The sequence below is a fragment of the Zymomonas mobilis subsp. pomaceae ATCC 29192 genome (assembly GCF_000218875.1).
Lineage (GTDB): Bacteria > Pseudomonadota > Alphaproteobacteria > Sphingomonadales > Sphingomonadaceae > Zymomonas > Zymomonas pomaceae.
In genome coordinates this window covers 1,613,530-1,634,234 of sequence record NC_015709.1, presented here as the reverse complement: position 1 = coordinate 1,634,234, position 20,705 = coordinate 1,613,530, and the positions used below count along the sequence as shown (strand labels likewise).

At 43.0% G+C, this 20,705-nt stretch carries 21 protein-coding genes; 7 read left to right on the top strand and 14 right to left on the bottom strand.

The genetic code is table 11. The features are described from left to right. Positions 1 to 51: 51 nt before the first annotated feature. Together ZYMOP_RS07270 and ZYMOP_RS07265 are read right to left on the bottom strand one after the other, a co-directional pair. On the bottom strand, positions 52 to 786 hold the full coding sequence (locus tag ZYMOP_RS07270; protein ID WP_013934680.1) for a MotA/TolQ/ExbB proton channel family protein: 735 nt from the start codon (positions 784 to 786) through the stop codon (positions 52 to 54). Positions 787 to 991: 205 nt separating this feature from the next. Next, the gene (locus ZYMOP_RS07265; RefSeq protein ID WP_013934679.1) at positions 992 to 1,729 is read right to left on the bottom strand and encodes an energy transducer TonB; all 738 of its coding nucleotides are present in this window, start codon (positions 1,727 to 1,729) and stop codon (positions 992 to 994) included. Between the two features lie 362 nt (positions 1,730 to 2,091). Here ZYMOP_RS07265 and ZYMOP_RS07260 point away from each other — a divergent pair, with 362 nt between their 5' ends. Both ZYMOP_RS07260 and ZYMOP_RS07255 read left to right on the top strand, forming a co-directional pair. Next, positions 2,092 to 2,946 carry a hypothetical protein gene (locus tag ZYMOP_RS07260; protein ID WP_013934678.1) on the top strand — a complete coding sequence of 285 codons (855 nt, stop codon included), beginning with the start codon at positions 2,092 to 2,094 and terminating at the stop codon, positions 2,944 to 2,946. Positions 2,947 to 3,786: 840 nt separating this feature from the next. Further along, positions 3,787 to 4,797 carry a fructokinase gene (locus ZYMOP_RS07255; protein WP_013934677.1) on the top strand — a complete coding sequence of 337 codons (1,011 nt, stop codon included), beginning with the start codon at positions 3,787 to 3,789 and terminating at the stop codon, positions 4,795 to 4,797. Between the two features lie 113 nt (positions 4,798 to 4,910). Here ZYMOP_RS07255 and rpoZ read toward each other — a convergent pair whose 3' ends face one another. The 7 genes from rpoZ to clpS all read right to left on the bottom strand — a co-directional run bounded on the left by rpoZ (position 4,911) and on the right by clpS (position 10,206). Next, positions 4,911 to 5,291, bottom strand: a complete 381-nt coding sequence (gene rpoZ, locus ZYMOP_RS07250) for a DNA-directed RNA polymerase subunit omega (protein ID WP_013934676.1) — start codon at positions 5,289 to 5,291, stop codon at positions 4,911 to 4,913. A 173-nt stretch (positions 5,292 to 5,464) separates the two neighbouring features. Beyond that, a complete protein-coding gene (locus ZYMOP_RS07245; protein WP_013934675.1) occupies positions 5,465 to 5,851 on the bottom strand; it encodes a VOC family protein in 387 nt (128 codons plus the stop codon). A 64-nt stretch (positions 5,852 to 5,915) separates the two neighbouring features. Continuing rightward, the gene (locus tag ZYMOP_RS07240; protein ID WP_013934674.1) at positions 5,916 to 7,025 is read right to left on the bottom strand and encodes an S-(hydroxymethyl)glutathione dehydrogenase/class III alcohol dehydrogenase; all 1,110 of its coding nucleotides are present in this window, start codon (positions 7,023 to 7,025) and stop codon (positions 5,916 to 5,918) included. 102 nt (positions 7,026 to 7,127) lie between these two features. Beyond that, on the bottom strand, positions 7,128 to 7,892 hold the full coding sequence (pgeF, locus tag ZYMOP_RS07235; RefSeq protein WP_013934673.1) for a peptidoglycan editing factor PgeF: 765 nt from the start codon (positions 7,890 to 7,892) through the stop codon (positions 7,128 to 7,130). A 2-nt stretch (positions 7,893 to 7,894) separates the two neighbouring features. Then, positions 7,895 to 8,338 (bottom strand): hypothetical protein, encoded by a 444-nt coding sequence (locus tag ZYMOP_RS07230; protein ID WP_013934672.1) that lies wholly within the window; start codon positions 8,336 to 8,338, stop codon positions 7,895 to 7,897. A gap of 138 nt (positions 8,339 to 8,476) precedes the next feature. Next, positions 8,477 to 9,757, bottom strand: coding sequence for a UDP-N-acetylglucosamine 1-carboxyvinyltransferase (murA, locus tag ZYMOP_RS07225; RefSeq protein WP_013934671.1), 1,281 nt, complete (start codon positions 9,755 to 9,757; stop codon positions 8,477 to 8,479). Between the two features lie 119 nt (positions 9,758 to 9,876). Then, positions 9,877 to 10,206, bottom strand: coding sequence for an ATP-dependent Clp protease adapter ClpS (clpS, locus tag ZYMOP_RS07220; protein ID WP_013934670.1), 330 nt, complete (start codon positions 10,204 to 10,206; stop codon positions 9,877 to 9,879). A gap of 324 nt (positions 10,207 to 10,530) precedes the next feature. Between clpS and ZYMOP_RS07215 the strand changes: the two genes are divergently transcribed. Then, positions 10,531 to 11,742 carry an LL-diaminopimelate aminotransferase gene (locus ZYMOP_RS07215; RefSeq protein WP_013934669.1) on the top strand — a complete coding sequence of 404 codons (1,212 nt, stop codon included), beginning with the start codon at positions 10,531 to 10,533 and terminating at the stop codon, positions 11,740 to 11,742. Between the two features lie 3 nt (positions 11,743 to 11,745). Here ZYMOP_RS07215 and ZYMOP_RS07210 read toward each other — a convergent pair whose 3' ends face one another. The 4 genes from ZYMOP_RS07210 to ZYMOP_RS07195 all read right to left on the bottom strand — a co-directional run bounded on the left by ZYMOP_RS07210 (position 11,746) and on the right by ZYMOP_RS07195 (position 14,396). Beyond that, positions 11,746 to 12,231 carry a hypothetical protein gene (locus tag ZYMOP_RS07210; RefSeq protein WP_013934668.1) on the bottom strand — a complete coding sequence of 162 codons (486 nt, stop codon included), beginning with the start codon at positions 12,229 to 12,231 and terminating at the stop codon, positions 11,746 to 11,748. A gap of 106 nt (positions 12,232 to 12,337) precedes the next feature. Continuing rightward, positions 12,338 to 12,679, bottom strand: a complete 342-nt coding sequence (locus tag ZYMOP_RS07205) for a DUF2794 domain-containing protein (RefSeq protein ID WP_013934667.1) — start codon at positions 12,677 to 12,679, stop codon at positions 12,338 to 12,340. Further along, the gene (epsC, locus tag ZYMOP_RS07200) at positions 12,679 to 13,458 is read right to left on the bottom strand and encodes a serine O-acetyltransferase EpsC (protein WP_013934666.1); all 780 of its coding nucleotides are present in this window, start codon (positions 13,456 to 13,458) and stop codon (positions 12,679 to 12,681) included. The genes ZYMOP_RS07205 and epsC overlap by 1 nt, the downstream gene beginning before the upstream one ends. A 395-nt stretch (positions 13,459 to 13,853) precedes the next feature. Continuing rightward, positions 13,854 to 14,396: a peroxiredoxin gene (locus tag ZYMOP_RS07195; protein WP_013934665.1), complete on the bottom strand. Its 543-nt coding sequence runs from the start codon at positions 14,394 to 14,396 to the stop codon at positions 13,854 to 13,856. 191 nt (positions 14,397 to 14,587) lie between these two features. Here ZYMOP_RS07195 and ZYMOP_RS07190 point away from each other — a divergent pair, with 191 nt between their 5' ends. The 4 genes from ZYMOP_RS07190 to ZYMOP_RS07175 all read left to right on the top strand — a co-directional run bounded on the left by ZYMOP_RS07190 (position 14,588) and on the right by ZYMOP_RS07175 (position 19,512). Beyond that, positions 14,588 to 15,529, top strand: coding sequence for a LysR substrate-binding domain-containing protein (locus tag ZYMOP_RS07190; protein ID WP_013934664.1), 942 nt, complete (start codon positions 14,588 to 14,590; stop codon positions 15,527 to 15,529). Between the two features lie 118 nt (positions 15,530 to 15,647). Beyond that, the gene (locus ZYMOP_RS07185) at positions 15,648 to 17,045 is read left to right on the top strand and encodes a lipopolysaccharide biosynthesis protein (protein WP_013934663.1); all 1,398 of its coding nucleotides are present in this window, start codon (positions 15,648 to 15,650) and stop codon (positions 17,043 to 17,045) included. Positions 17,046 to 17,300: 255 nt separating this feature from the next. Next, positions 17,301 to 18,512, top strand: coding sequence for a hypothetical protein (locus ZYMOP_RS07180; RefSeq protein WP_013934662.1), 1,212 nt, complete (start codon positions 17,301 to 17,303; stop codon positions 18,510 to 18,512). Between the two features lie 103 nt (positions 18,513 to 18,615). After that, entirely contained in the window at positions 18,616 to 19,512 is an 897-nt protein-coding gene (locus ZYMOP_RS07175) for a glucosamine inositolphosphorylceramide transferase family protein (protein ID WP_013934661.1), read from the top strand. Between the two features lie 7 nt (positions 19,513 to 19,519). Here the strand turns inward: ZYMOP_RS07175 and ZYMOP_RS07170 are convergent, their stop codons facing one another. Then, entirely contained in the window at positions 19,520 to 20,602 is a 1,083-nt protein-coding gene (locus tag ZYMOP_RS07170) for a glycosyltransferase (protein ID WP_013934660.1), read from the bottom strand. Between the last annotated feature and the right edge of the window lie 103 nt (positions 20,603 to 20,705).

Here is a 20,705-nt window from a genome sequence, read left to right as displayed (position 1 = left end):
TTAAAGGGCATTTGACCGGAAAGAGGAACTTTCCGGCCAGAATGACTGGAATTAATGCTTGGTTGGCGCTGGTTTTTGAGAAGATATAGCTTTAAAAGTAGGCCGAACAGCCCCACCAGAAACCAGATAGGCATGAACATCGATAGCAAAAGAACCAATGCGTTCTGCAATAGTTCTGTTACGACGGTTTAACCAGTTATAACCCAACACGGCAGGCACAGCCACAGCAAGACCGATAGAAGTCATGATCAAAGCTTCACCAACAGGACCTGCAACTTTACCGATAGAAGCTTGTCCAGAGGCACCAATCTGTACCAAAGCACCGTAAATACCGTTAACAGTACCGAACAAACCGACAAAGGGTGAGGTCGCACCCACGGTTGCCAAGATAGCCAGTCCAGAACCGAGCCGTGAGTTAATGGAACCCACACTGCGTTCCAGTGAATCATTTAACCATTCATGCTGATCAATCGCATTAGGAATTTTTCCATATTGATCTTCCGCTTCAAGGCCATCTTCTACAATCTGACGATAGGCCGTATTTTCTTCAAGTTTTTTAGCGGCATCTTTCAAGGAAATTGCATTCCAAAACTGGGCACCAATCTGACGGCCTTGGGAAAGAACGCGCTGTTGCTCCCATAATTTGGTAAATATGACATACCATGAAGCGGCAGACATCAAGACCAGAATAATAAGAACCGTCCATGTAGGTGCGCCGCCCTGTTGAAGTGCGCCAGTAAGACCATAAGCACTGGCATCGACGGCAGGAGCTGCTGGGGTGGCCATGACTAATTATTTCCTCTTAGCAAAAGATAGATGACATCACGTTATTTTGTTTAAGACATTCAGATGATTTTAGAGCCTAGGCTATGCTTCATCTTTTTATGTCTTGTGTGCGCAAACAGTCTTGAAAATTTTTAAAACAACAATGACCGTTAATTCGGTTTATATCTTAGAAAATTTTCATAACTGAACGATCTAGATATTCCGATCAATCATCTGGAATACGCCAGATAATACGCTGTACGCCTGTACTAGCGACAGCATCACCGGAAGCGGTTTTTGCCGGATAATAACGCGCACGCATCGTGAAATACTTACACGTCGCCTCATCAAGTTCGGGTGTTCCGCTTGATGAAGTCACATGGCATTGAGAAACATGTCCATCAGTGCCGATAGTAAAACTGATAGCTGTAACACCGGAACGACCGTCCCGCATTGCCCGTGATGGATAATCATCCTGGGTTACCCATTGCGTTTGATCACCATGTGGACGTGCTCGAGTGGCGACACCGCCACCAGAACCCTCCCCCGTAGGTGTGCCAACAGAAGGCGGCCCGACTGGCCCTTTGGAAACAGGCCCTGCAAGTGCCGTTATCGGTGGCAAAGGTTGGCTAACAACAGTTTGAATAGGCGGCGCTTCCACTTGAGGCACATTAACCTTTACAGGTGGAGCAACAATTTGGGGCGGTGTAGTAGCTTTAGGATGCGGCGTTGGTTTTTGGATGACCTTCGGCTGCTCCTGTTTAGGTGGTGGTGGCGGCGGTGGCGGTGGCGGTGGCGGCGGTGTTTTAATATCAAACACCTTCATATCTGTGGTCGCATGTTTATATACTTTGACAGCTAAACCAGAGACCATGCCATAAATAAGAATTATATGAACCACCACCACTAAGCCGATGGAGACGATTTTACGTCGGCTCATTGGTTGTTGATCAGCGTAAGCCATTCAGGAAATTTACTCCCTCCAGTCCTCAAGCTGTGGCACCCGCCAGACAGTCGAAATTATCGAAGCCCCCTTAACGAGCCCACACGCAAGTCCCGTGATTGTCGATAACCATTCATGTTCCCTATCATAAATGGTATCTTAGACGACCATGGCCGCGAACGGCTCTACAAATCAATCTTATCCCGACAATGTGAGACATGCAATTGCTTTATCTGTGCATTATTGAGCATGTGTATTACCCAAATAAGAAAGCTTATTTTTATAAGCTGTTAAAATATTTTCAATAAAGTAATTTTAATAAGAATAATATTTTTTCTAACAATGTAAAATACATTATACTGAATACTATAAGGAGTATAGTGATGAAATGGATAAAAACGGCTTTTATATTAATAGCATTAAATATTTTTTCTACTGTAAATGTTCAGGCACAGCCCTTAAATAACACAGAAAATGTTCAAAAAAATGACTTTACTTATGCCGATTTTGTTGACCTTATTTTAGCTTCTCCTATTGTTGCTTCGGTTGATATTGTTCGCGCAACAAAATTATCTCAGAAATTAACACCAGATCTACCTGAAGGGGAAAGTCGTTTTTTTGTAGAAGCCAAAGTCGTGACGTTGATTCGGGGCGCTGAGGGCTTAGCCAATGATATTACGTATCTAGTCGACACTAAGGATGATGAAAGAGGACATCCCCAGCGTATTAAAGAAAAAACACAATATCTTATTTTTGGACAGCCGGTTGCGGGTCATCCTGAACAAGTGGTTCTGACACGCCCCTATGCCAATCTGATTTGGACAGAAAACGATGAGGCCACGGCCGCTTCTATTACCCGAGATATTCTGTCAAATACCCCTGCCCCACAGATCACGGCTATCACTGGGGCTTTTTATGTCCCGGGTTCGTTACCGGGTGAAAGCGAAAGCCAAATTTTTTTACAAACGGCTAGCCGTCAGCCTATTTCATTAAATATTTTACGTCGCCCGCAAGAAAAACCTCAATGGGCTGTAGCCTTAGGGGAAATGACCGATGAAGAGGCTACCCCTCCTGCGCCACACAGCTTTTTATGGTATCGCCTTGCCTGTGGTTTACCAAAAGCTATGCCGCAAGCTGTTTTATCTACCCTATCAGGCCATGATATGCTGGCGGTTGCGGAAGATTATAAAGTAGTTTTAGGCGGTCTTGGCCCTTGTCTCAGGAATCACCATCTCTAATGTAAAAATTATTATTATGATAATTTATAAATAAATTTACCCCGTTATTCTGAATAACAAATCTATTCATCTATTTTATTCGAATAACGGGAAAAATATTTCTATTAAAAAATAAAAAATATGAATATATTATTTAATAATTACAATTATAATTTACTCTATTTAATTGCAATAATGATCACAAAAAATTTTATAGTGATCTTAAAAAACAATTTTTTAATAGGATCAAATTTTTATGCAGTTTCTTGACACCTGATAAGATCGAAACCGCCTAGATACTTTATTGAATTTTTATTGCTCGGTAAAAATAATATTGTTTCCTAAAAAAAATCTAATATTTAGTGACAACGCTGCCAATACTTGGTCAAATTTGAACCAAAAATAATTTGGGAATCCAAGCTTAGTAAGCGTAATAGAACTATTTTAGTTTATAAATATAAAAAATGTAAAAAAATTATTTTTTTATTTAAAAAATTAAATTTTTTTTAAAATTAAATTATATTTCCAGATAAACCGCATCCTCTGGAGTTATCAAATTTTTTAAATAAACTATTTAAACTATACCCTAAAATTTAAAGTAATTTTAAATATTGAAAATGATAAAATTTATTACAAAGCTTATCGCTCAAAATATTTTTAATATCTTTCTTAATTAAGAAGCAGAATTTGGCTATAATCACCTTTGTTGCATCGAATCGCTGAAGGGTTACTGTTCATCGATTAGGAAGCTTCATTTTTGAAAGGGGCTCGTAATCCATAGAGTAATCACTTCAACATATAAAGTGACGATACAATCCCAAACCCCCAGTTAATGGGGTGATTTTGTGAGTGGTGAGAATAATGAAAAACGATAAAAAAATTTATGGATGCATTGAAGGCGGCGGAACGAAATTTATGCTGGCCCTCATCGACTCTGATCGACAGGTTTTAGCTGTAGAACGTGTTCCGACTACCACTCCAGAAGAAACGCTTGGCAAAAGTGTCGATTTCTTCAAAAAGGCTTTACCCGCTCATGCGGATTCTTATGCGGCTATCGGTATTGCGACTTTTGGTCCGCTGTGCTTAGATCACAAAGATCCTAAATGGGGCTATATTACGAACACGCCGAAGCCTTACTGGCCCAACACGGATGTTGTAACGCCCTTTAAAGAAGCCTTTGGATGCCCTGTTGAAATTGATACAGACGTCAATGGCGCGGCTATTGCTGAAAATTATTGGGGTGCATCAAAAGGCACCAATGATTCAGTCTATGTAACCGTTGGCACTGGCTTTGGTGGTGGTATCTTGATTGATGGCCAGCCTGTCCACGGGCTTGCTCATCCTGAAATGGGTCATGGTATTCCTATCCGCCATCCCGATGATCAAGAATTTAAAGGCTGCTGCCCTTTCCATGGCGGATGCTATGAAGGTTTAGCCAGCGGTACGGCTATTCGTAAGCGTTGGGGTAAGGCGCTTAACGAAATGTCAACTTCTGAATTTGAAAAAGCCAGAGACATCATTGCTTTTTATCTGGCTCAATTCAATGTTACCTTACAGGCTTTCATCTCACCAGAACGCATCGTCTTCGGTGGGGGTGTTATGCATGTTGAAGGTATGTTGGCTTCTGTACGCCGTCAGACGGCTGAAATTGCCAATGGTTATTTTGGAGGTGCCGACTTCAATAAAATAATCGTCTTACCTGGCTTAGGCGATCAGGCCGGCATGATGGGCGCTTTCGCGCTGGCGCTTGCCGCTCAGAACAACGTGGATAAACCTTCTAAGTCACAATTATCGGATGTGGCACAAGGTTTTGAATCGGTTGGGGGCTTATCCTCAAAGCCGACAATTGTTGTCAGACAGCCAGCTGAATAATGCTTAAATAATTAACTCTATTTCCAAACTTCAAAAGCCGCTTCTTTTTAAAAGAAGCGGCTTTTCTAGTAAGTGTTCAGAATAAAATTATATTATTTCAATTAATCATATAATTAATCATATTCTGCGGCTGCCGCAGCGGCTGCCGCAGCAGAAGCTGCACGTCGTGCAGATGTCTGATTGCGAGCAGGCGTCTCTGCAGTTAGACGCAAAGCTTCAGCAGAAGCTGAGATAGAGCCTACTTCATCCGGCACATCATCATCATCAAGATGCACTTGCTGAAGACTGTTGAGTAAAGATTCTTGCAATTCAACCGGTGTTACCGTGACTTCTGCAATTTCACGCAGTGCTACTACCGGATTTTTATCCCGATCCCGATCCAGCGTTAATTCAGCACCACCGGAAATTTGGCGAGCACGTTGGGCTGCTAATAAGATCAAATCGAAACGATTATGAACTTTGTCGATACAATCTTCGACAGTTACGCGCGCCATACAACGCTCCATTTTAAGAATATAGAAGGATAGTTATAAATAGCAGATTTTATTTTCAAAATCAAGAATGAGATGAGGGTATAAAAAATATCCGATAATTTTAAAAAATTGATCTCCTAAAAAAGGATGGTTGCCAAGATACACTCTCAACAACCGCCCGAATAAAGGTTTTCTTATTTGAAATTAAAAGTACAAATTTTATTGCCATCTGGATCATACAGATAGGCACCATAAGAATCATTAGCCCCTGCCCGTGGGCCGGGTGCACCAGCATCCTTACCGCCATGTTCAAGACCGGCCTTGTAAAAAGCATCTACAGCTTCGTCAGTGTCGGCGGCCAAACCAATGGTAATCCCATTACCGACTGTAGCCGGTTCACCATTAATAGGTTTTACAATAATAATCCGACCTTCTTGCCCCTCTCTACCGTAAACGGAACGTTTACCTTCAACATCACGCATCCGTTTGATACCTAGAGCTTCAAAAGCAGCATCATAAAAACGCCGTGCTTTTTTCATATCATTCGTACCGATAGTAATATGTGTTATAATACTACTCATGGAGACATTCCTTTAAAGAAGAAAATTATTTTTATAATGTTTTCTAAATTATCATTACCAATAATTAGTAAATAATAACTGATCGAATTGATTTACCTTCATGCAAAAGATCAAAGCCTTTATTGATCTCTTCCAAGGATAATACATGGGTAATCATAGGATCAATTTCAATTTTACCTTTCATATACCAATCAACAATTTTTGGTACACCTGTCCGTCCTTTGACACCCCCGAAAGCCGAACCTTTCCAGACGCGCCCTGTTACCAGCTGGAAAGGCCGCGTTGAAATCTCTTTACCCGCCTCAGCAACGCCTATCACGACAGAGACCCCCCAGCCCCGATGACAGGCTTCTAAAGCCTGACGCATCACTTCCGTATTACCTGTGCAGTCAAAGGTATAATCAGCGCCCCCTTCTGTTAACCGGATAAGATGAGAGACAATATCATCCTCAATCTTATTAGGGTTAACGAAGTCAGTCATACCAAAGCGGCGGCCCCACTCTGCTTTATCATCATTGGTATCAACCCCGATGATTTTATCTGCGCCAACCATGCGTGCCGCTTGAATAACATTAAGACCAATACCCCCCAGGCCAAAAACGACGACATTTGCCCCCGCTTCGACTTTAGCCGTATTAATAACGGCGCCCACACCTGTAGTAACCCCACAGCCACAGTAACAGGCTGTCTTGAACGGGGCATCTTTCCGAATTTTGGCTACAGCGATTTCTGGAAGAACTGTAAAATTAGAAAAAGTCGAGCATCCCATATAATGAAAAATGGGCTGCCCCTTATAGGAAAATCGAGTTGTCCCATCAGGCATCAATCCCCGCCCCTGAGTCTCCCGAATGGCAGTACAAAGATTAGTCTTCCCGGAAAGACAACTTTTACATTGTCGACATTCGGGTGTGTAAAGGGGAATAACATGGTCACCCACTTTGACCGAGGTGACGCCTTTTCCGACTTCTCTTACAATACCGGCGCCTTCATGCCCTAATACAGCGGGAAAAACGCCTTCACTATCAAATCCCCCTAGAGTGTAGGCATCTGTATGGCAAATACCTGTCGCCATAATTTCAACCAAGACTTCGCCCTGTTTGGGGCCTTCAAGATCTAATTCAACAATTTCGAGGGGTTGTTTTTCAGCAAAAGCAACAGCGGCACGCGTTTTCATTAAAGGCTCCCTGAAAGAAACACTTAATGCTTTATCAGAAGAAGCTCTTTTGAAAAAATATTATATTTCTTATGAAGCGTGGCACAAAATAACGATAATTTTTTACAAAGAGATTATCGAAATCTGACGGCCATAATCCTCTTCACCGCGTAAACAGGCGCGGCGATAACTAAAAAATTGTGAATCTTCCTGACAGGTGTCAAGCAGAGAACGACTTATCGCACCAATAGCTGCTTTTTCTAAACGTCTTTCAACATAGGCGGGTAAATTAAATTGCCAATGTGCTTCACGGCCTTCTAAAAAAAATTCTTTGTTATCAAAATCTTCTTCCAAGAATTTATTGTAAAAATTATCATCAACCTCATAAGAATTTTGCTGAATAGCTGGTCCAACAGCCGCTTCAATATTCTGTCTTAAAGCCCCTTTTTCGACCATGAGATCGATAGTAGCTTCTATAATCCCTCGAACAGCGCCTTTCCATCCTGCATGAGCCGCCCCAATAATCCCAGAAGAAGAATCTGAAAAAAGTACGGGGACGCAATCCGCCGTCAAGATACCTAATGCCAATCCATGGCGATCTGTAACCATAGCATCCGCCTCGACCCGATCCTCATCAGCGATTGGATGGTCAATAAAAATAGCTTTGGCAGAGTGAACCTGACGAAGTGTTACTAATTCTGACTGCGGCGCAATAGCCCTTAAAGCCCGTTTACGATTTTCATAAATGGCCGAACGGTCGTCTTTTGTGCCCAGACCAACATTTAAGCTGGTATAAAGACCTGATGATACCCCGCCCTCACGGCCAAAAAAACCATGCGCGACCGAAGTTAAAAGGGAAGAAAACCTCGGTTGAACGGTATCAGTCATAGTCAGAGCTTCCAAAAAGGTAAAAGGTTAAAAGCCTGCCCTGCCGCCAAAAGAGAAACACAAAAAAACAAACAGGGTAAACTCAAGTCCCGTATTAAAAAAAATTTTGTCAGTTTTGGAAATAACACCGACCTTATAACGTGACCTCTTAAACTACGCGGCAAGCGTGCCCATAAAATAAAAAAAGTCAAAAAAATCGGTGCCCAGATTATTCTGAACAATCCCATAGCATGGGCAGAAGGGCCTAAACGCCAACTAGCCGCCGCAAAAATCCAAGCAATAGCCCCTAAAATAATTAAAAATAATTTTTGCAGATGAAAGCGGTGAATAGCCTGAGCCTTGGCATGAGGGTCAAGGGTTTCATAAGGATCAATTTCTGACCCAGCCGCTGCCATCTGGCTAGAAAGCGTATCAATATTAGGATTAGGACATTCAGAACTAGTCATTTTATTACTCAATTTATCAGGCTTAAAAAAACAAGCTATCGAGAATGAACTGAATTTCAGAAAATAAAAATTCTGATAGTCCAATAAATTTAAACCTATAATTTAGGAACAGATGCGCATTCGATCTGTTCCCAATTTTTAACCATCTACGCGTTCAATATCAGCCCCTACGGCTGACAATTTCTCTTCCAATCGTTCATAACCCCGATCAAGGTGATAAACACGATGCACCTGTGTTTCCCCTTCAGCCGCCAAAGCGGCAATGATCAGACTCATAGAAGCCCGCAAATCTGTAGCCATGACCTCGGCACCAAATAGACGGGGCACGCCTTTTACGACAGCCATACGCCCTTGGACCTGAATATCGGCGCCCATCCGCACTAATTCTGGTACATGCATATAACGATTTTCAAAAATCGTTTCGGTCAAAACGCTAGTTCCCTTTGCCAGAACAAGCATAGCCATAAACTGAGCCTGCATATCTGTCGGAAATCCAGGGAAAGGTGCCGTTGAAAGGGTTAAGGATTCCAAAGGCTTATCGGCTGTAATTCTTACGCCCTCTTCTTCAGCTACTATACCTAAACCGCTTTGTTCCAATTCAACCAGCACTTCGGCCATATCAATAGCCCGTGCGCCTTGTAAAAAAACATCCCCCCCTGTAATCGCGGCGGCACAAGCATAGCTACCAGCCTCGATACGATCAGGCATGACAACATGCGTTGCCCCATGTAATCGATCACACCCATGGATAACTAGACGGCTACTACCAATACCTGTAATTTTAGCGCCCATCGCCAGCAAACACCGACACAGATCAACAATTTCTGGTTCACGCGCGGCATTATTAATAATGGTTTCGCCTGTCGCTAGAACAGCGGCCATGATAGCATTTTCAGTGGCCCCTACTGATACCACCGGGAAACTTATAATACCCCCTTTTAAACCACCATCGGGTGCCCGCGCACGCACGTAACCTGCCGCCAATTCAATATCAGCGCCTAAGGCCTCTAAAGCTCGTAAATGTAAATCAATAGGACGGTTACCGATAGCACAACCACCCGGCAACGAAACAGTTGCTTCCCCTTCTCGCGCTAATAATGGCCCCAACACAAGAATTGACGCCCGCATTTTACGGACGATGTCATAGGGGGCGACGGTTGAAGCAATAGAAGCGGCCGTTAAGGTAATCTCACGGCCGGGATGATCCCCCTTACAACGGGCGATCATGGTAGAAACGCCTAGCTCATTCAACAAATGGCAACAGCTATCAACATCAGCTAGTCGCGGGAGATTGATAAGCGTTAAGGGCTCACTGGTTAAAAGACTAGCAGGCATCAGCGCTAAAACAGCATTTTTAGCGCCCGAGACAGGAATACGGCCTTTCAAGCGTTGGCCACCGCGAATTTTAATACGATCCATAGCCTGTCTCTATCTTTAAACAATCCTGCCGCCAAGCGCCCTTAATCCTGAAAAATCAGGAAAAAACGATTCATGGTATATTAGTTAGTCTGTCGGGCTTGAAGTACCGGATAAAATCATCAGGCTTTTTCTAAAGTGCATTGTAATGGATGCTGATGCTGCCGCGCAAAGTCGATAACCTGATTAACTTTGGTTTCGGCCACTTCATAGCTGAAAATTCCGCATATCCCGACACCGCGTTGATGCACTTGTAACATCACCTTAGTAGCATCTTCGATTCCCATACGGAAAAAACGTTGAAGACAAAGAACCACAAATTCCATCGGGGTATAGTCGTCATTTAACATTAAGACTTTATAGGGTTGTGGTTTTTTTGTCTGGGGTGTGGTGCGGGTAATGACTGTGACGTCATTTTCATTATCCTGATCAAAATCCTTATCGCCGCTCATGATATCCCCTAAGGTAAATTGTTGAAGAAAGGCGGCTATGCCTGCCTCGGCAAATCGGCAATTGCCTATAGACTGCTGTTTAGGGTGATATGACACCACAAAAAGCCATAAACAAGATAATGCGAACACTTATATCGGTAAAAATGGTCCGCTTAAACTATCTTTTAAGGCTATCTTTATGATAAAATATCTTTCTACTATTTTTGTAAAAAAACATAATATCTTCTTATCACCGCTTGCAGAAAATCCTATAGTATTTTCGCCGGATAAAAGCGTATTATAAATAGAGTTTTTCCACTTTTTTTATTCGGCCAAGGAGTAAAAATGTCCGAGCCATTCTACCGCATCCGCCGTCTGCCCCCTTACGTTATCGCAGAAGTCAATGCGATGCGGGCCGCCGCGCGGGCGGCAGGAGAGGATATTATTGATCTTGGTATGGGGAATCCTGATCAACCCCCTCCCTCTTATGTAATTGATAAGCTAGCTGAAGTAGCGAGTAAGCCGGATGCGCATGGCTATTCCGCTTCTCGCGGTATTCCGGGCTTACGAAAGGCACAGGCGGCTTATTATCAGCGCCGTTTCGGGGTCGATCTTGACCCTGACAGTGAAGTGGTAGTGACGTTGGGGTCGAAAGAAGGTCTTGCTAACCTTGCCCAAGCAATCACAGCCCCGGGTGATGTGATTCTTGCCCCCAATCCTAGCTATCCGATTCATATGTTCGGTTTCATCATTGCCGGTGCCACGATTCGCTCTATTCCAACCACACCGGATGAAAACTTCTTTAGGGATTTAGAAAGAGCCGTTAATTTTACGGTGCCTAAACCAAGCGCTATGGTTATCGGCTATCCCTCTAATCCGACAGCAGAAGTCGCGGATCTGGCTTTTTACGAACGGGTTGTCGAATTTGCCCGTAAGCATAATATCTGGGTCTTATCCGATCTTGCCTATGCGGAAATTTATTTTGACGGCAATCCTCCCCCTTCTATTCTCCAGATTCCGGGGGCAAAAGATGTGGCTGTTGAGTTTACCTCTTTATCAAAAACCTATTCTATGGCGGGATGGCGTATTGGTTTTGCGGTTGGAAATAAAAAGCTGATTGCGGCACTAACCCGCGTCAAAAGCTATCTTGATTACGGAGCCTTTACGCCTATTCAGGCGGCGGCTGTTGCCGCTATCAATGGCCCTCAAGAAATCATTGCTAAAAATCGCGAACTTTATCGCCATCGTCGAGATGTCATGGTAGAAAGTTTTGCGCGTGCCGGCTGGCCCATTCCGGCACCAAAAGCGTCTATGTTTGCTTGGGCACCGTTACCAGCCGAATTGGCCCATTTGGGCAGTCTTGAATTTTCAAAACGCCTTCTTACCCATGCAAAAGTAGCGGTCGCCCCGGGCGTTGGATATGGCGAAAAAGGCGAAGGGTATGTGCGTTTGGCCTTTGTAGAAAATGAACATCGTATTCGTCAGGCCGCGCGCAATATTAAGCGTTATTTCTCAAGTTTAGGTATTCATACCAACGAAACCATTGCGGCTGAATAAAAATTAGTGCCAACAATATTGGATGATGCGGGCCAGCTGATGGTTGTTCTGCATCATCCATTTATTAGAATGATGGCCTTCAAAAGTTACCTGAGTCGTTTCACTGGCTAATGTCTTCATCAAAGAATCATGCCGTTTAAAAACGAGAATAGGCTGACCTTTTTCATCCGGTAAAAGCGTGTAATCCTGCGCTGAGTGATGCGTCGCAATTTTGATCTGTGGCTCTGAATATCCACTAAATCCAAGAACAAGACGTTGTGCCGGCTTGTCGCACTTCACTGTTATTTTTGAAGAATTATAGCCATTAACAAAATCAGCTTGAGATTCTTGAATGTTTTGCCAATGACCAAAAGGTGATTTATTTTGGGTCAAGGCAGAGGCCTGTGCCAAGAGGCCTACAGGAATCGCCAAAAATAAAGGTAAGATATAAAGCGTATGAAACTGTCTTTTTACAGACATATGTGAACCGAAATCGGTATTTTTCGACACTACAGCCTTTTCCCTTATCGTTATTCCTTCTTTATTCATGCAGGAGAAAGGAATTAGAGACAAGAAAAAGCTAGATTTTAACGAAAATTAAATAAATGAAGGGTTGTCATTCAGAAATCAATTTTATGAGTCGCCTCTCGATGGGGGCTAATACACTTTCTAATTCGTGTGATCGTTTTAATATTTGTCCGGCTTCACCATACAGAACCCACATACCTTGCTTAAGGCGAAGTGCCGGCTGCTTTTCAATACGGAATTCTGGTCGTTCAGCTGTGCGACGAAAAGCAGAAAAATGCGCTTTATGCGCTTCAAAGTTAAGGGCGTAATCACGCCAGTGACCAGCGGCTACCATACGTCCATAAACATCCATCAACTGTAAAATTTCAGGCCGTGTAAAACCGACCTGACGAGGCGTATGGGCAGAAGAAAAAGGCGTAATAACACTCATTAAGCTGAAGAACCTGCGCTATCATTGCCTTTAGAAAGCATATCGGGATCGGAATAGGGCTGCAAGCCTTTATCAGGCCCAATCGGCGGGATAGAAGTCTTAGTCTGATTGGCGATAAAATTTTCAATTTTTTTCTGTAACAAAGCTATTTCAGTATGCATCAATTGTATTTCATGCAAATTAGGATCTAGCTGGTCACCACAAGGGGTTCCATAAGGTATAAATTCAGCCTTTTTAGTATCAATCTTTTTGTCGGGAACCTCTTCTTCATTAGTAGCCCGTGCCGGGATGCCCACCATAACAGCATTTTCATTTACATCACGCGTAACAACAGCATTAGCACCAATGCGGGCATTAGCCCCGATTTCGATAGGCCCTAATATCTGGGCCCCTGATCCTACAATCACGCCATTACGTAAAGTGGGATGACGTTTGCCACCGACACCATTAGTCGGATCGGTCCCCCCTAGGGTAGAGCATTGATAAAGGGTAACGTTATCCCCGATACAAGCGGTTTCTCCGATAACGACAAACCCATGATCAACAAAAAAATTGCGGCCTATTTTGGCCCCGGGATGAATATCAATACAGGTCAAGAAACGCGAGATATGGTTTATCATACGAGCAAGGAAATATAACTCTCCCTGATAAAGCCAATGCGCCAGCCGATGTAAAGCAAGTGCCCATACGCCAGGATAGAGTAAAATCTCCCAGCGTGAACGAGGGGCAGGATCACGCATTTTGATAGATTCAAGGTATGAAATAAAAGAATTTAGCATGGATTACCCTCTCTTTTGAGAAAAAAGGCACTCCGCATAAGGCTTCTGTTGTGCAGTTTTCATATCCTGTAGCTTAGAGCCGGTACCTTATAAAGATGTACTCTATTTCAAAATCGGTTTCTTCTCTAAAAAAGAGAACAGAAAATACCATAAAGCATTACGGGGAATAGGAAAGGAACAAGCGCTGCACTTTCAGGAAAAAAATCTATCTTTTGCTATCAAAACAAAAAAATTTTATTTTAAAACCTGGTTAAAGACCTCAAGCTTTGCAAATAGTGCAAAAAAGCAGCTCTAATAAAAAAACAGCCTGACGCGTTCATCAGGCTGCTTTGAACTAAAAAGAAGGATTATGAAAGTCAGGTCTAACGACCCTTCTAAGATACCAAGCCTATAATTTAGGCCGTTGGATCTAATACCTTTTCACCTTTGTGCCAATTGCAAGGGCAAAGGTCATCGGTCTGTAAGGCATCAAGAACACGAAGCGCTTCAGCGGGATTCCGACCCACATTCAAAGAGTTAACCGTTACATGTTGGATCACATTATTAGGATCAACGATGAAAGTTGCACGATAGGCCACGCCGGCCTCTTCATTAACAATACCCAAGGCTGAAGCCAATTTTTTGGAATTATCGGCAATCCAGGGGAAATCAGCATTGGCCAGTCGTTCATCCGATTTCCGCCATGCATAATGTACAAAGGCTGTGTCGCAAGAACCACCGATCAAAACAGCATCACGTAAAGAGAGGTCTTCTTTAATGTCATTATAGCCCACAATTTCCGTAGGGCAGACAAAAGTGAAGTCCATCGGCCAGAAAAAGACAACCTTCCACTTGCCATTCGTCTCGCCAAGGTCAATAGTTTCACCGTTTGGCAAAGCTGAGATGCCTTGCTGAACAGGTAATTTCAACGCAGGAAATTTATCACCAACCGTAAGCATTTTTAGAACTCCTAAATTTCACAGAATGGGCTACAATAACTGTAATATTATAGGTACGTATCAATTCAATACCAGATCACTTACTCAGTTATCGCAGCAAAATGTCTGCTTTACTACTGAAACTATAAATAACAGTTGCCCTTCTGTGATCAAATTGATTATGAAGCTTGCATTGATCGAGAGGGACAATAATGACAACCTACCTCCCTACGCTCAAACAATTGCAGTATCTGGTTTCCCTCAAGGATCATGGCCATTTCGGAAGGGCAGCAGATGCCTGTTTCGTCACCCAGTCGACCTTGTCGGCAGGACTGCGTGAGCTTGAGTCTCTGATTGGGGTTACGCTGGTAGAAAGAACACGCCGCGTAGTCCGTTTTACGCCTTTAGGTTTACGTATTTCAGAAAAAGCGCAGCGCGTGCTTCGCGAAGCTGAAGAATTAAGCGATATGGCGCGTGCCGCAGGGAAACCTTTATGCGGCGAATTGCGGATGGGCGTTATTCCTACTATAGCCCCTTTCTTACTACCTCGTATTTTGCCTGATTTGCGCCAGGAATGGCCAGAGCTTAAACTCTTCTTACGAGAAGAGACGACAAATGCGGCCTGCGATTCTCTCCATCGGGGACATGTGGATTGCGTTTTATTAGCGCTTCCTTATCATTGCGGTGATATTGCTTCTGTTGATCTATTTGATGACAGACTCTATGTCGCCTTCCCTCCGGGTGAGAACACCAATCTGCCCGATGTCATTACACCGGATCAAATTGACGAAAAAAGGCTGTTATTGCTCGAAGATGGGCATTGTCTAAAAGACCATGCACTGGCGGCCTGCAACAGACCAGAATTACGGGCTGAAGCAACTATGATGGGTACTTCGCTTCATACACTCGTACAAATGGTTGATAATGGATTAGGCATTACCCTTTTACCTAAAATGGCTATCGATGCGGGATTATTAGAAAATACCCAAATTGATGCACGGCCTTTAGCCTCACAACATCCTTCACGGACAATTTCGCTGGTCTGGCGTAAGGGAAGCCCTTGCGAGAAGGAATTCCATTTACTCGCAGAGACTCTGACTAAAACATATCAGAAACGATTCAAATCTTTGGAAATCGCTAGCGGGGCTGCCTAAACGTCATTTTACGATAGGGTACCGAATAAATAATCAGGTGATGCACTTATCACCCTACATTTCACCAGAAGCCGGTCTTTTTTAAATAAAAAGGACCGGCTTTATAAATGAATTTATTATGACATCTAGTTCTTCTGATACAGGAAATTCTTCTAAAAAAGTAGAGGGTGATTTTTCTTCTTCTAAAAGCACAGATGAAATACCATCAAAATCGTCTGAAAAATCAGGATTACTACAGATAATTATTAATTTTATTCAGCTAGTTGGTGGAAAAGCTATCGGTGGCCTGATTAGTATTGTTTATCTTTTAATTGTAACGCGCTATCTTGGTGCAACGGGTTACGGTGTTTTAACGCTTCTTTATGGCTATAGTCTCCTTATTGGTAACTTAGTCGCTTTTTCAGGCTTTCACGGAGTTGTCCGTTACGGAGCCATTGCACTGGAAAATAAGCGCTATTCTTTTTTTGCCCGTCTTGTGCGCTGCATGGCTGTTATTGAAGGTAGCTGCGGCATTATAGCTGTTATCATTGCCGCAATTCTTGCACCGATTATTGGCCCACATCTGGGATGGCCACCCAATATTATGACAGAAGCGGAAATTTTTAGTCTCGCTGTTTTAGCTACCGTAAGACAGACCCCCCAAGGTATTTTACAGTTAGCCCATCGCTTCGATCTTATCGGATTACATCAGGTAACTATGCCGCTGTTTCGTCTTATCGGAACATTAATAGCTTGGTTAACAAGGGGCGGTTTAGATAGTTTTATCATGGTATGGATGATTTCAGCGGTTATTGAATGCCTTGCTATGTGGGCTCTAGCTGCCCATGAATGGCCCAAATTATCCCATAATCAGCCTTTCTTCGGAGCATGGCGCAGCGTTCCAAAAGAACAACCGGGTCTAATTCATTTTGCTATCATGACTAATTTTGATTTAACTTTGCGAGAATTAACGCCCAACCTTGTTCCTCTGACTATTGGTTGGTGCCTAGGCACATCCGCAACAGGACTTTTTAGCTTAGCTCAAAAAGCTAGTAATATCTTACAACAGCCCGCTCTTCTCTTATTGCAGGCCAGCTATTCTGTTTTGGCTAAGATAGCTGCGCGTAAAAATTATCGTATGTTGCAACATACGGTTTGGCGGGGATCAGGTCTTTCGGTTATCGTTTCTGTTATTTTCCTAACGCTTATTGCTTTATTTGGCCGACAGTTAATGGTTTCTGTTGGTGGAAAAACCTTTGATAGCGGGAGCCTTCTTGTCTTATTAGTTGCAACCGCGCGGGCAATCAGCCTCATTGCGACTCCGATTCTTTCGGGTTTGACAACAATCAGCCGTCCCCATCATCCGGTCTTGATTACGATTTTTATCAATATCGGTCTTTATCCCTTATTGCCTTGGATGCTTATTCATTTTGGTCTTTATGGTGCAGGTATCCATGCCTGTATTTTAGAAAGTTGCGGGTTATTTCTCTTTGCTATTTTATTTTATAAAACTTCGGAAAAACTAAAGATGACTTAAAAAATGAATAATTATGTATTTTTCACAATCTTTTAAGATAGCCTGTCATAAAATAGGCATTTTTCTGGCTTCTATACCTCGAACTGAGAATATCAGAATAATGAAAGCGGGATGGCCTTGCTAGCAAACAAACAGAATGAACAGCACAGATGCTTTCCGATGCGCGTCGCAGGGTTAAAAAGCTTACCGACATCATAAATCATTAAAACAAATACGTTTTACAGAATCCTTGTTATTCAGATGGTATTATAAAGCATGGCTGTTCCACCGATCAAAATTGCGTTTTTATTTAATCATGATCAAGCTCATCAGATCGCCCATGCTCTGCCGACAGCACTTGCTCTTATGCGCATAGCTCCAGAAATGGAGGTCATCATTGCAACGACTAATGATAAGCTGACTGCTGAAATAAGGCGTTTGGCGGCTAAACTTGGGATGCCGCATTTACCCGTTTTGGAATTACAGTTACGGAAACCTTTCACACGTTTTCTCGCACAGGCGCTTGAAAAATTTTTACCTGCGAAAAAACTAAGTATTTATCACGATAATCTCAATTTTTTTCGATCCTTGGATATTCTGGTCGTAGCCGAAAAAACCTCGCTTATTTTAAAGAGTCGCTATCATCTAAATCATCTAAAAATTATTCACACACGGCATGGCGCGGGCGATCGTGCGGTCGGTTTTGATAAGGCCAGTGCTTTATTTGACCATGTTTTAGTATCAGGACCAAAGATTCAAGATCGTCTTATCCAAGAAGCCGGGGTTAGCCCTGATAAAATTTCGGTAATCGGTTATCCCAAATTCAGTTTGCTCCCAGATAAACCACCGCTGTTGCCGATGCAGGCTAATGGCCGTCCGACGGTGCTTTATAATCCCCATCCTGCGCCCCATCTCTCTTCATGGTATCAACATGGGCGACAAATTTTAGAGTATTTTTTAAAAAGCGACCGCTATAATTTAATATTTGCACCCCATGTTATGCTGTTCCATCGCCCTTTTGTCCTGACAATCGATCAGCTCCGCTTTAGTATGCCGGGAAGAATTGCTAAAAAATACTGGAAGGCCCCCAATATCCATATCGATCTTGGAAGTCCGGCTTCAAACAATATGACCTATACTAGTGCTGCGGATATTTATCTCGGGGATGTATCAAGCCAGATTTATGAATTCCTCTATCGACCACGGCCTTGCATTTTTATTAATAGTCATCAGGTTGATTGGCAAGATGATCCGAATTATCTGCATTGGAAAACCGGAGATGTTATTTCTGATGTACAGGAAGAACTAGATAAGGCCTTAGAGCTAAGCTTTGAACGGCAGCAGTCTATTTATAAACCTGTGCAGCAAGCGTTATTCAACCAAAGTTTTAACCTGACTGACGAACCATCAGAAGATAGGGCAGCTAAAGCTATTTTGAAAATAGCGCATCAGATAGAAGAAGAAAGGTATCCTAGAAAATTAGGATAAAAGAAATCTCTATTCATCCGCTTTTCTGATAGAAAATAGATAAAGCTATATCTCTTCCTGCATAGGATGAGAATAAGGATGACTATAACGGGAAAGAATCTTCATGGGTTTGCGAAAAGATATATGGCATTCGGCAATCATCAAGGCACCAATAGCTGAAATTGTAGGCCGTGGTTCTCTAGCAGGTCTTGAATGTTTTTGGTTACCCGATGCTGGTAATTATCGTTTTCGTGCCGATCCTTTTGGTCTATGGCAAAATGATAAATTATATCTTTTCTGTGAATATTTTGACTATCGCTACAAGAAGGGAGCGATCGAGCTTTTCATCTACGATAAAAGTTATCGTTTATTAGATCGTCGTATTATTCTATCTGAACCATGGCATCTTTCTTACCCTTATCTAATAGAGGCGGAAGGTGAAATATGGATGCTGCCAGAAGCATGGCATAGTGGACAGCTTACCCTTTATCGGGCTGTAGAATTTCCTTATCGTTGGGAAGCCGCTTCTATTATTAACCCCGGTTGTATTCCGATTGATGCCACCCCGGTTTATTATGACGGATTATGGTGGCTATTCTATAGTCCGGCATGGCCTCTAAAATTTAGAAAAACGCGTTTGGAAGTAGCATGGGCAAAAACACTGTCGGGCCCGTGGCATCCGCATCCCCATAACCCTATTCACCGTGGACTTTCAGGTAGTCGTGCCGGAGGCACTCCCTTTATTATGGGAAGCAAGCTGGTGCTGCCGGTTCAAGATTGTACCCAAACTTATGGGAAGGCTATCCGACCGCTCTATTTTGACTGTTTATCCCGCGATAAAGTAGAAACGCGTCTAGGCGCACCTTTGGGGGAACCTTCTGGTTTTCCTTATCCCATTGACGGCGTACATACGCTATCCGCGGCTGGCGAGGTAACCTTGATTGATGTTAAACATCGGGCACGCTCTGCCAAAGGCGCGCTGATTGCTTTGCAATATGAAGTGAGAAAACGTCTTTTTTAAAGGGGAATCACAGTTTTTGGAAAGCTGATACGATTTCCAGACCTGTTTTTTCAAAGCTTTCAGGGCTTAATCTTTGGAAGAGTTTTTCCTTTCCTCTCTTTCCCATCGCGGATAATTTTTCGGGATGGGCCAAAGCCTTTATAAAAGCTTTTACTAAGGCTGTTTTATCCTGAGGGGGGACAAGAAAGCCTGTTCTGTTATTGTCAATGGAATGTGGCATCTCACCCACTGCAGACGCAATAACGGGTAACCCAGCTTGAATAGCTTCATGAGCGGCCACGCAAAAGCCTTCCCAATAAGAGGGCTGCACATAAAGATGCAGATTAGCAAGAAAGGCTTGGGGATTATCAACATAGCCGACTAACCGGATAACATCCTGTAAACCCGCTTCGTTTATAGCCGCGGTTAGTTTGTCTTTATCTTGACCTTCGCCCCCAATATCAAGCGTAAAAGGCTGTTTTACCAGTGTTTTAAATTGTTTTACCGTTTCAATAAGAAAATCATAGCCTTTGCACGGATGCAAACGCCCTAAACTGCCGATACGGAGAACTTCGCCTTGTTGCCATGCCTTAGCGTGTGGAGCATCGGGATTAGCCCGAAAAATAGGCCAACAAAAAAGCCGTGCGGGCGGGATATGCAATCGTGCGCCTGTTAAGTCAGTAACCTGTTGAGAATCCCCAAGCCAAAAAGCTGAACGTCGTTGGAATTGCCTTAATAAAAAGGTATTTATGTTCTTGAGACGGGCAGAATGTTGCCAGCTAATAACAGGTAATTTGTAATGATGACCAACCGTTTGGCCTAATAAAGTGGCCCGTGTAAGGGATGTCCAAAGATGAGTTGCCCCCCAGCTTTTGACTTCTTTCTTAAGCCATAAATAGGCCGCTAAGTGATCCTTTTCACCCCCCTCCCTTACAACAATATCAAGACCCGCCTGTTGAATGGGCCTTAAAGCGCGACCATTACGACGCGTGAGAGCAAAAATACGTACATCAGCCCCTCCCTTTTTAAGAACTTCGCCAATCCAGGGTATAGGTAAGGCGGCCCCGCCGCCTTCTACAGAATTGATGATATAGGCTATTTTAAAAGACATGTTTTCTGTTCTTACCTAAAAAAGCGGTAGAAACAGGAAAAGAACAGAGAACAGACTTTCACAGCAAACCGCTTACAGTTGGATAATGAGGATACTCAAATTA

Bases quoted from the DNA above. Each gene is read 5' to 3' on its own strand.
- ZYMOP_RS07170 (WP_013934660.1), bottom strand. From the start codon at position 20,602: ATGTCTTTTAAAATAGCCTATATCATCAATTCTGTAGAAGGCGGCGGG.
- ZYMOP_RS07180 (WP_013934662.1), top strand. From the start codon at position 17,301: ATGGCTGTTCCACCGATCAAAATTGCGTTTTTATTTAATCATGATCAA.
- ZYMOP_RS07205 (WP_013934667.1), bottom strand. From the start codon at position 12,679: ATGAGTGTTATTACGCCTTTTTCTTCTGCCCATACGCCTCGTCAGGTC.
- ZYMOP_RS07195 (WP_013934665.1), bottom strand. From the start codon at position 14,396: ATGCTTACGGTTGGTGATAAATTTCCTGCGTTGAAATTACCTGTTCAG.
- ZYMOP_RS07255 (WP_013934677.1), top strand. From the start codon at position 3,787: ATGAAAAACGATAAAAAAATTTATGGATGCATTGAAGGCGGCGGAACG.
- murA (WP_013934671.1), bottom strand. From the start codon at position 9,757: ATGGATCGTATTAAAATTCGCGGTGGCCAACGCTTGAAAGGCCGTATT.
- ZYMOP_RS07245 (WP_013934675.1), bottom strand. From the start codon at position 5,851: ATGAGTAGTATTATAACACATATTACTATCGGTACGAATGATATGAAA.
- ZYMOP_RS07190 (WP_013934664.1), top strand. From the start codon at position 14,588: ATGACAACCTACCTCCCTACGCTCAAACAATTGCAGTATCTGGTTTCC.
- rpoZ (WP_013934676.1), bottom strand. From the start codon at position 5,291: ATGGCGCGCGTAACTGTCGAAGATTGTATCGACAAAGTTCATAATCGT.
- ZYMOP_RS07230 (WP_013934672.1), bottom strand. From the start codon at position 8,338: ATGACTAGTTCTGAATGTCCTAATCCTAATATTGATACGCTTTCTAGC.
- clpS (WP_013934670.1), bottom strand. From the start codon at position 10,206: ATGAGCGGCGATAAGGATTTTGATCAGGATAATGAAAATGACGTCACA.
- ZYMOP_RS07260 (WP_013934678.1), top strand. From the start codon at position 2,092: ATGAAATGGATAAAAACGGCTTTTATATTAATAGCATTAAATATTTTT.
- ZYMOP_RS07270 (WP_013934680.1), bottom strand. From the start codon at position 786: ATGGCCACCCCAGCAGCTCCTGCCGTCGATGCCAGTGCTTATGGTCTT.
- ZYMOP_RS07175 (WP_013934661.1), top strand. From the start codon at position 18,616: ATGGGTTTGCGAAAAGATATATGGCATTCGGCAATCATCAAGGCACCA.
- ZYMOP_RS07185 (WP_013934663.1), top strand. From the start codon at position 15,648: ATGACATCTAGTTCTTCTGATACAGGAAATTCTTCTAAAAAAGTAGAG.
- ZYMOP_RS07240 (WP_013934674.1), bottom strand. From the start codon at position 7,025: ATGAAAACGCGTGCCGCTGTTGCTTTTGCTGAAAAACAACCCCTCGAA.
- ZYMOP_RS07215 (WP_013934669.1), top strand. From the start codon at position 10,531: ATGTCCGAGCCATTCTACCGCATCCGCCGTCTGCCCCCTTACGTTATC.
- pgeF (WP_013934673.1), bottom strand. From the start codon at position 7,892: ATGACTGATACCGTTCAACCGAGGTTTTCTTCCCTTTTAACTTCGGTC.
- ZYMOP_RS07265 (WP_013934679.1), bottom strand. From the start codon at position 1,729: ATGGCTTACGCTGATCAACAACCAATGAGCCGACGTAAAATCGTCTCC.
- epsC (WP_013934666.1), bottom strand. From the start codon at position 13,458: ATGCTAAATTCTTTTATTTCATACCTTGAATCTATCAAAATGCGTGAT.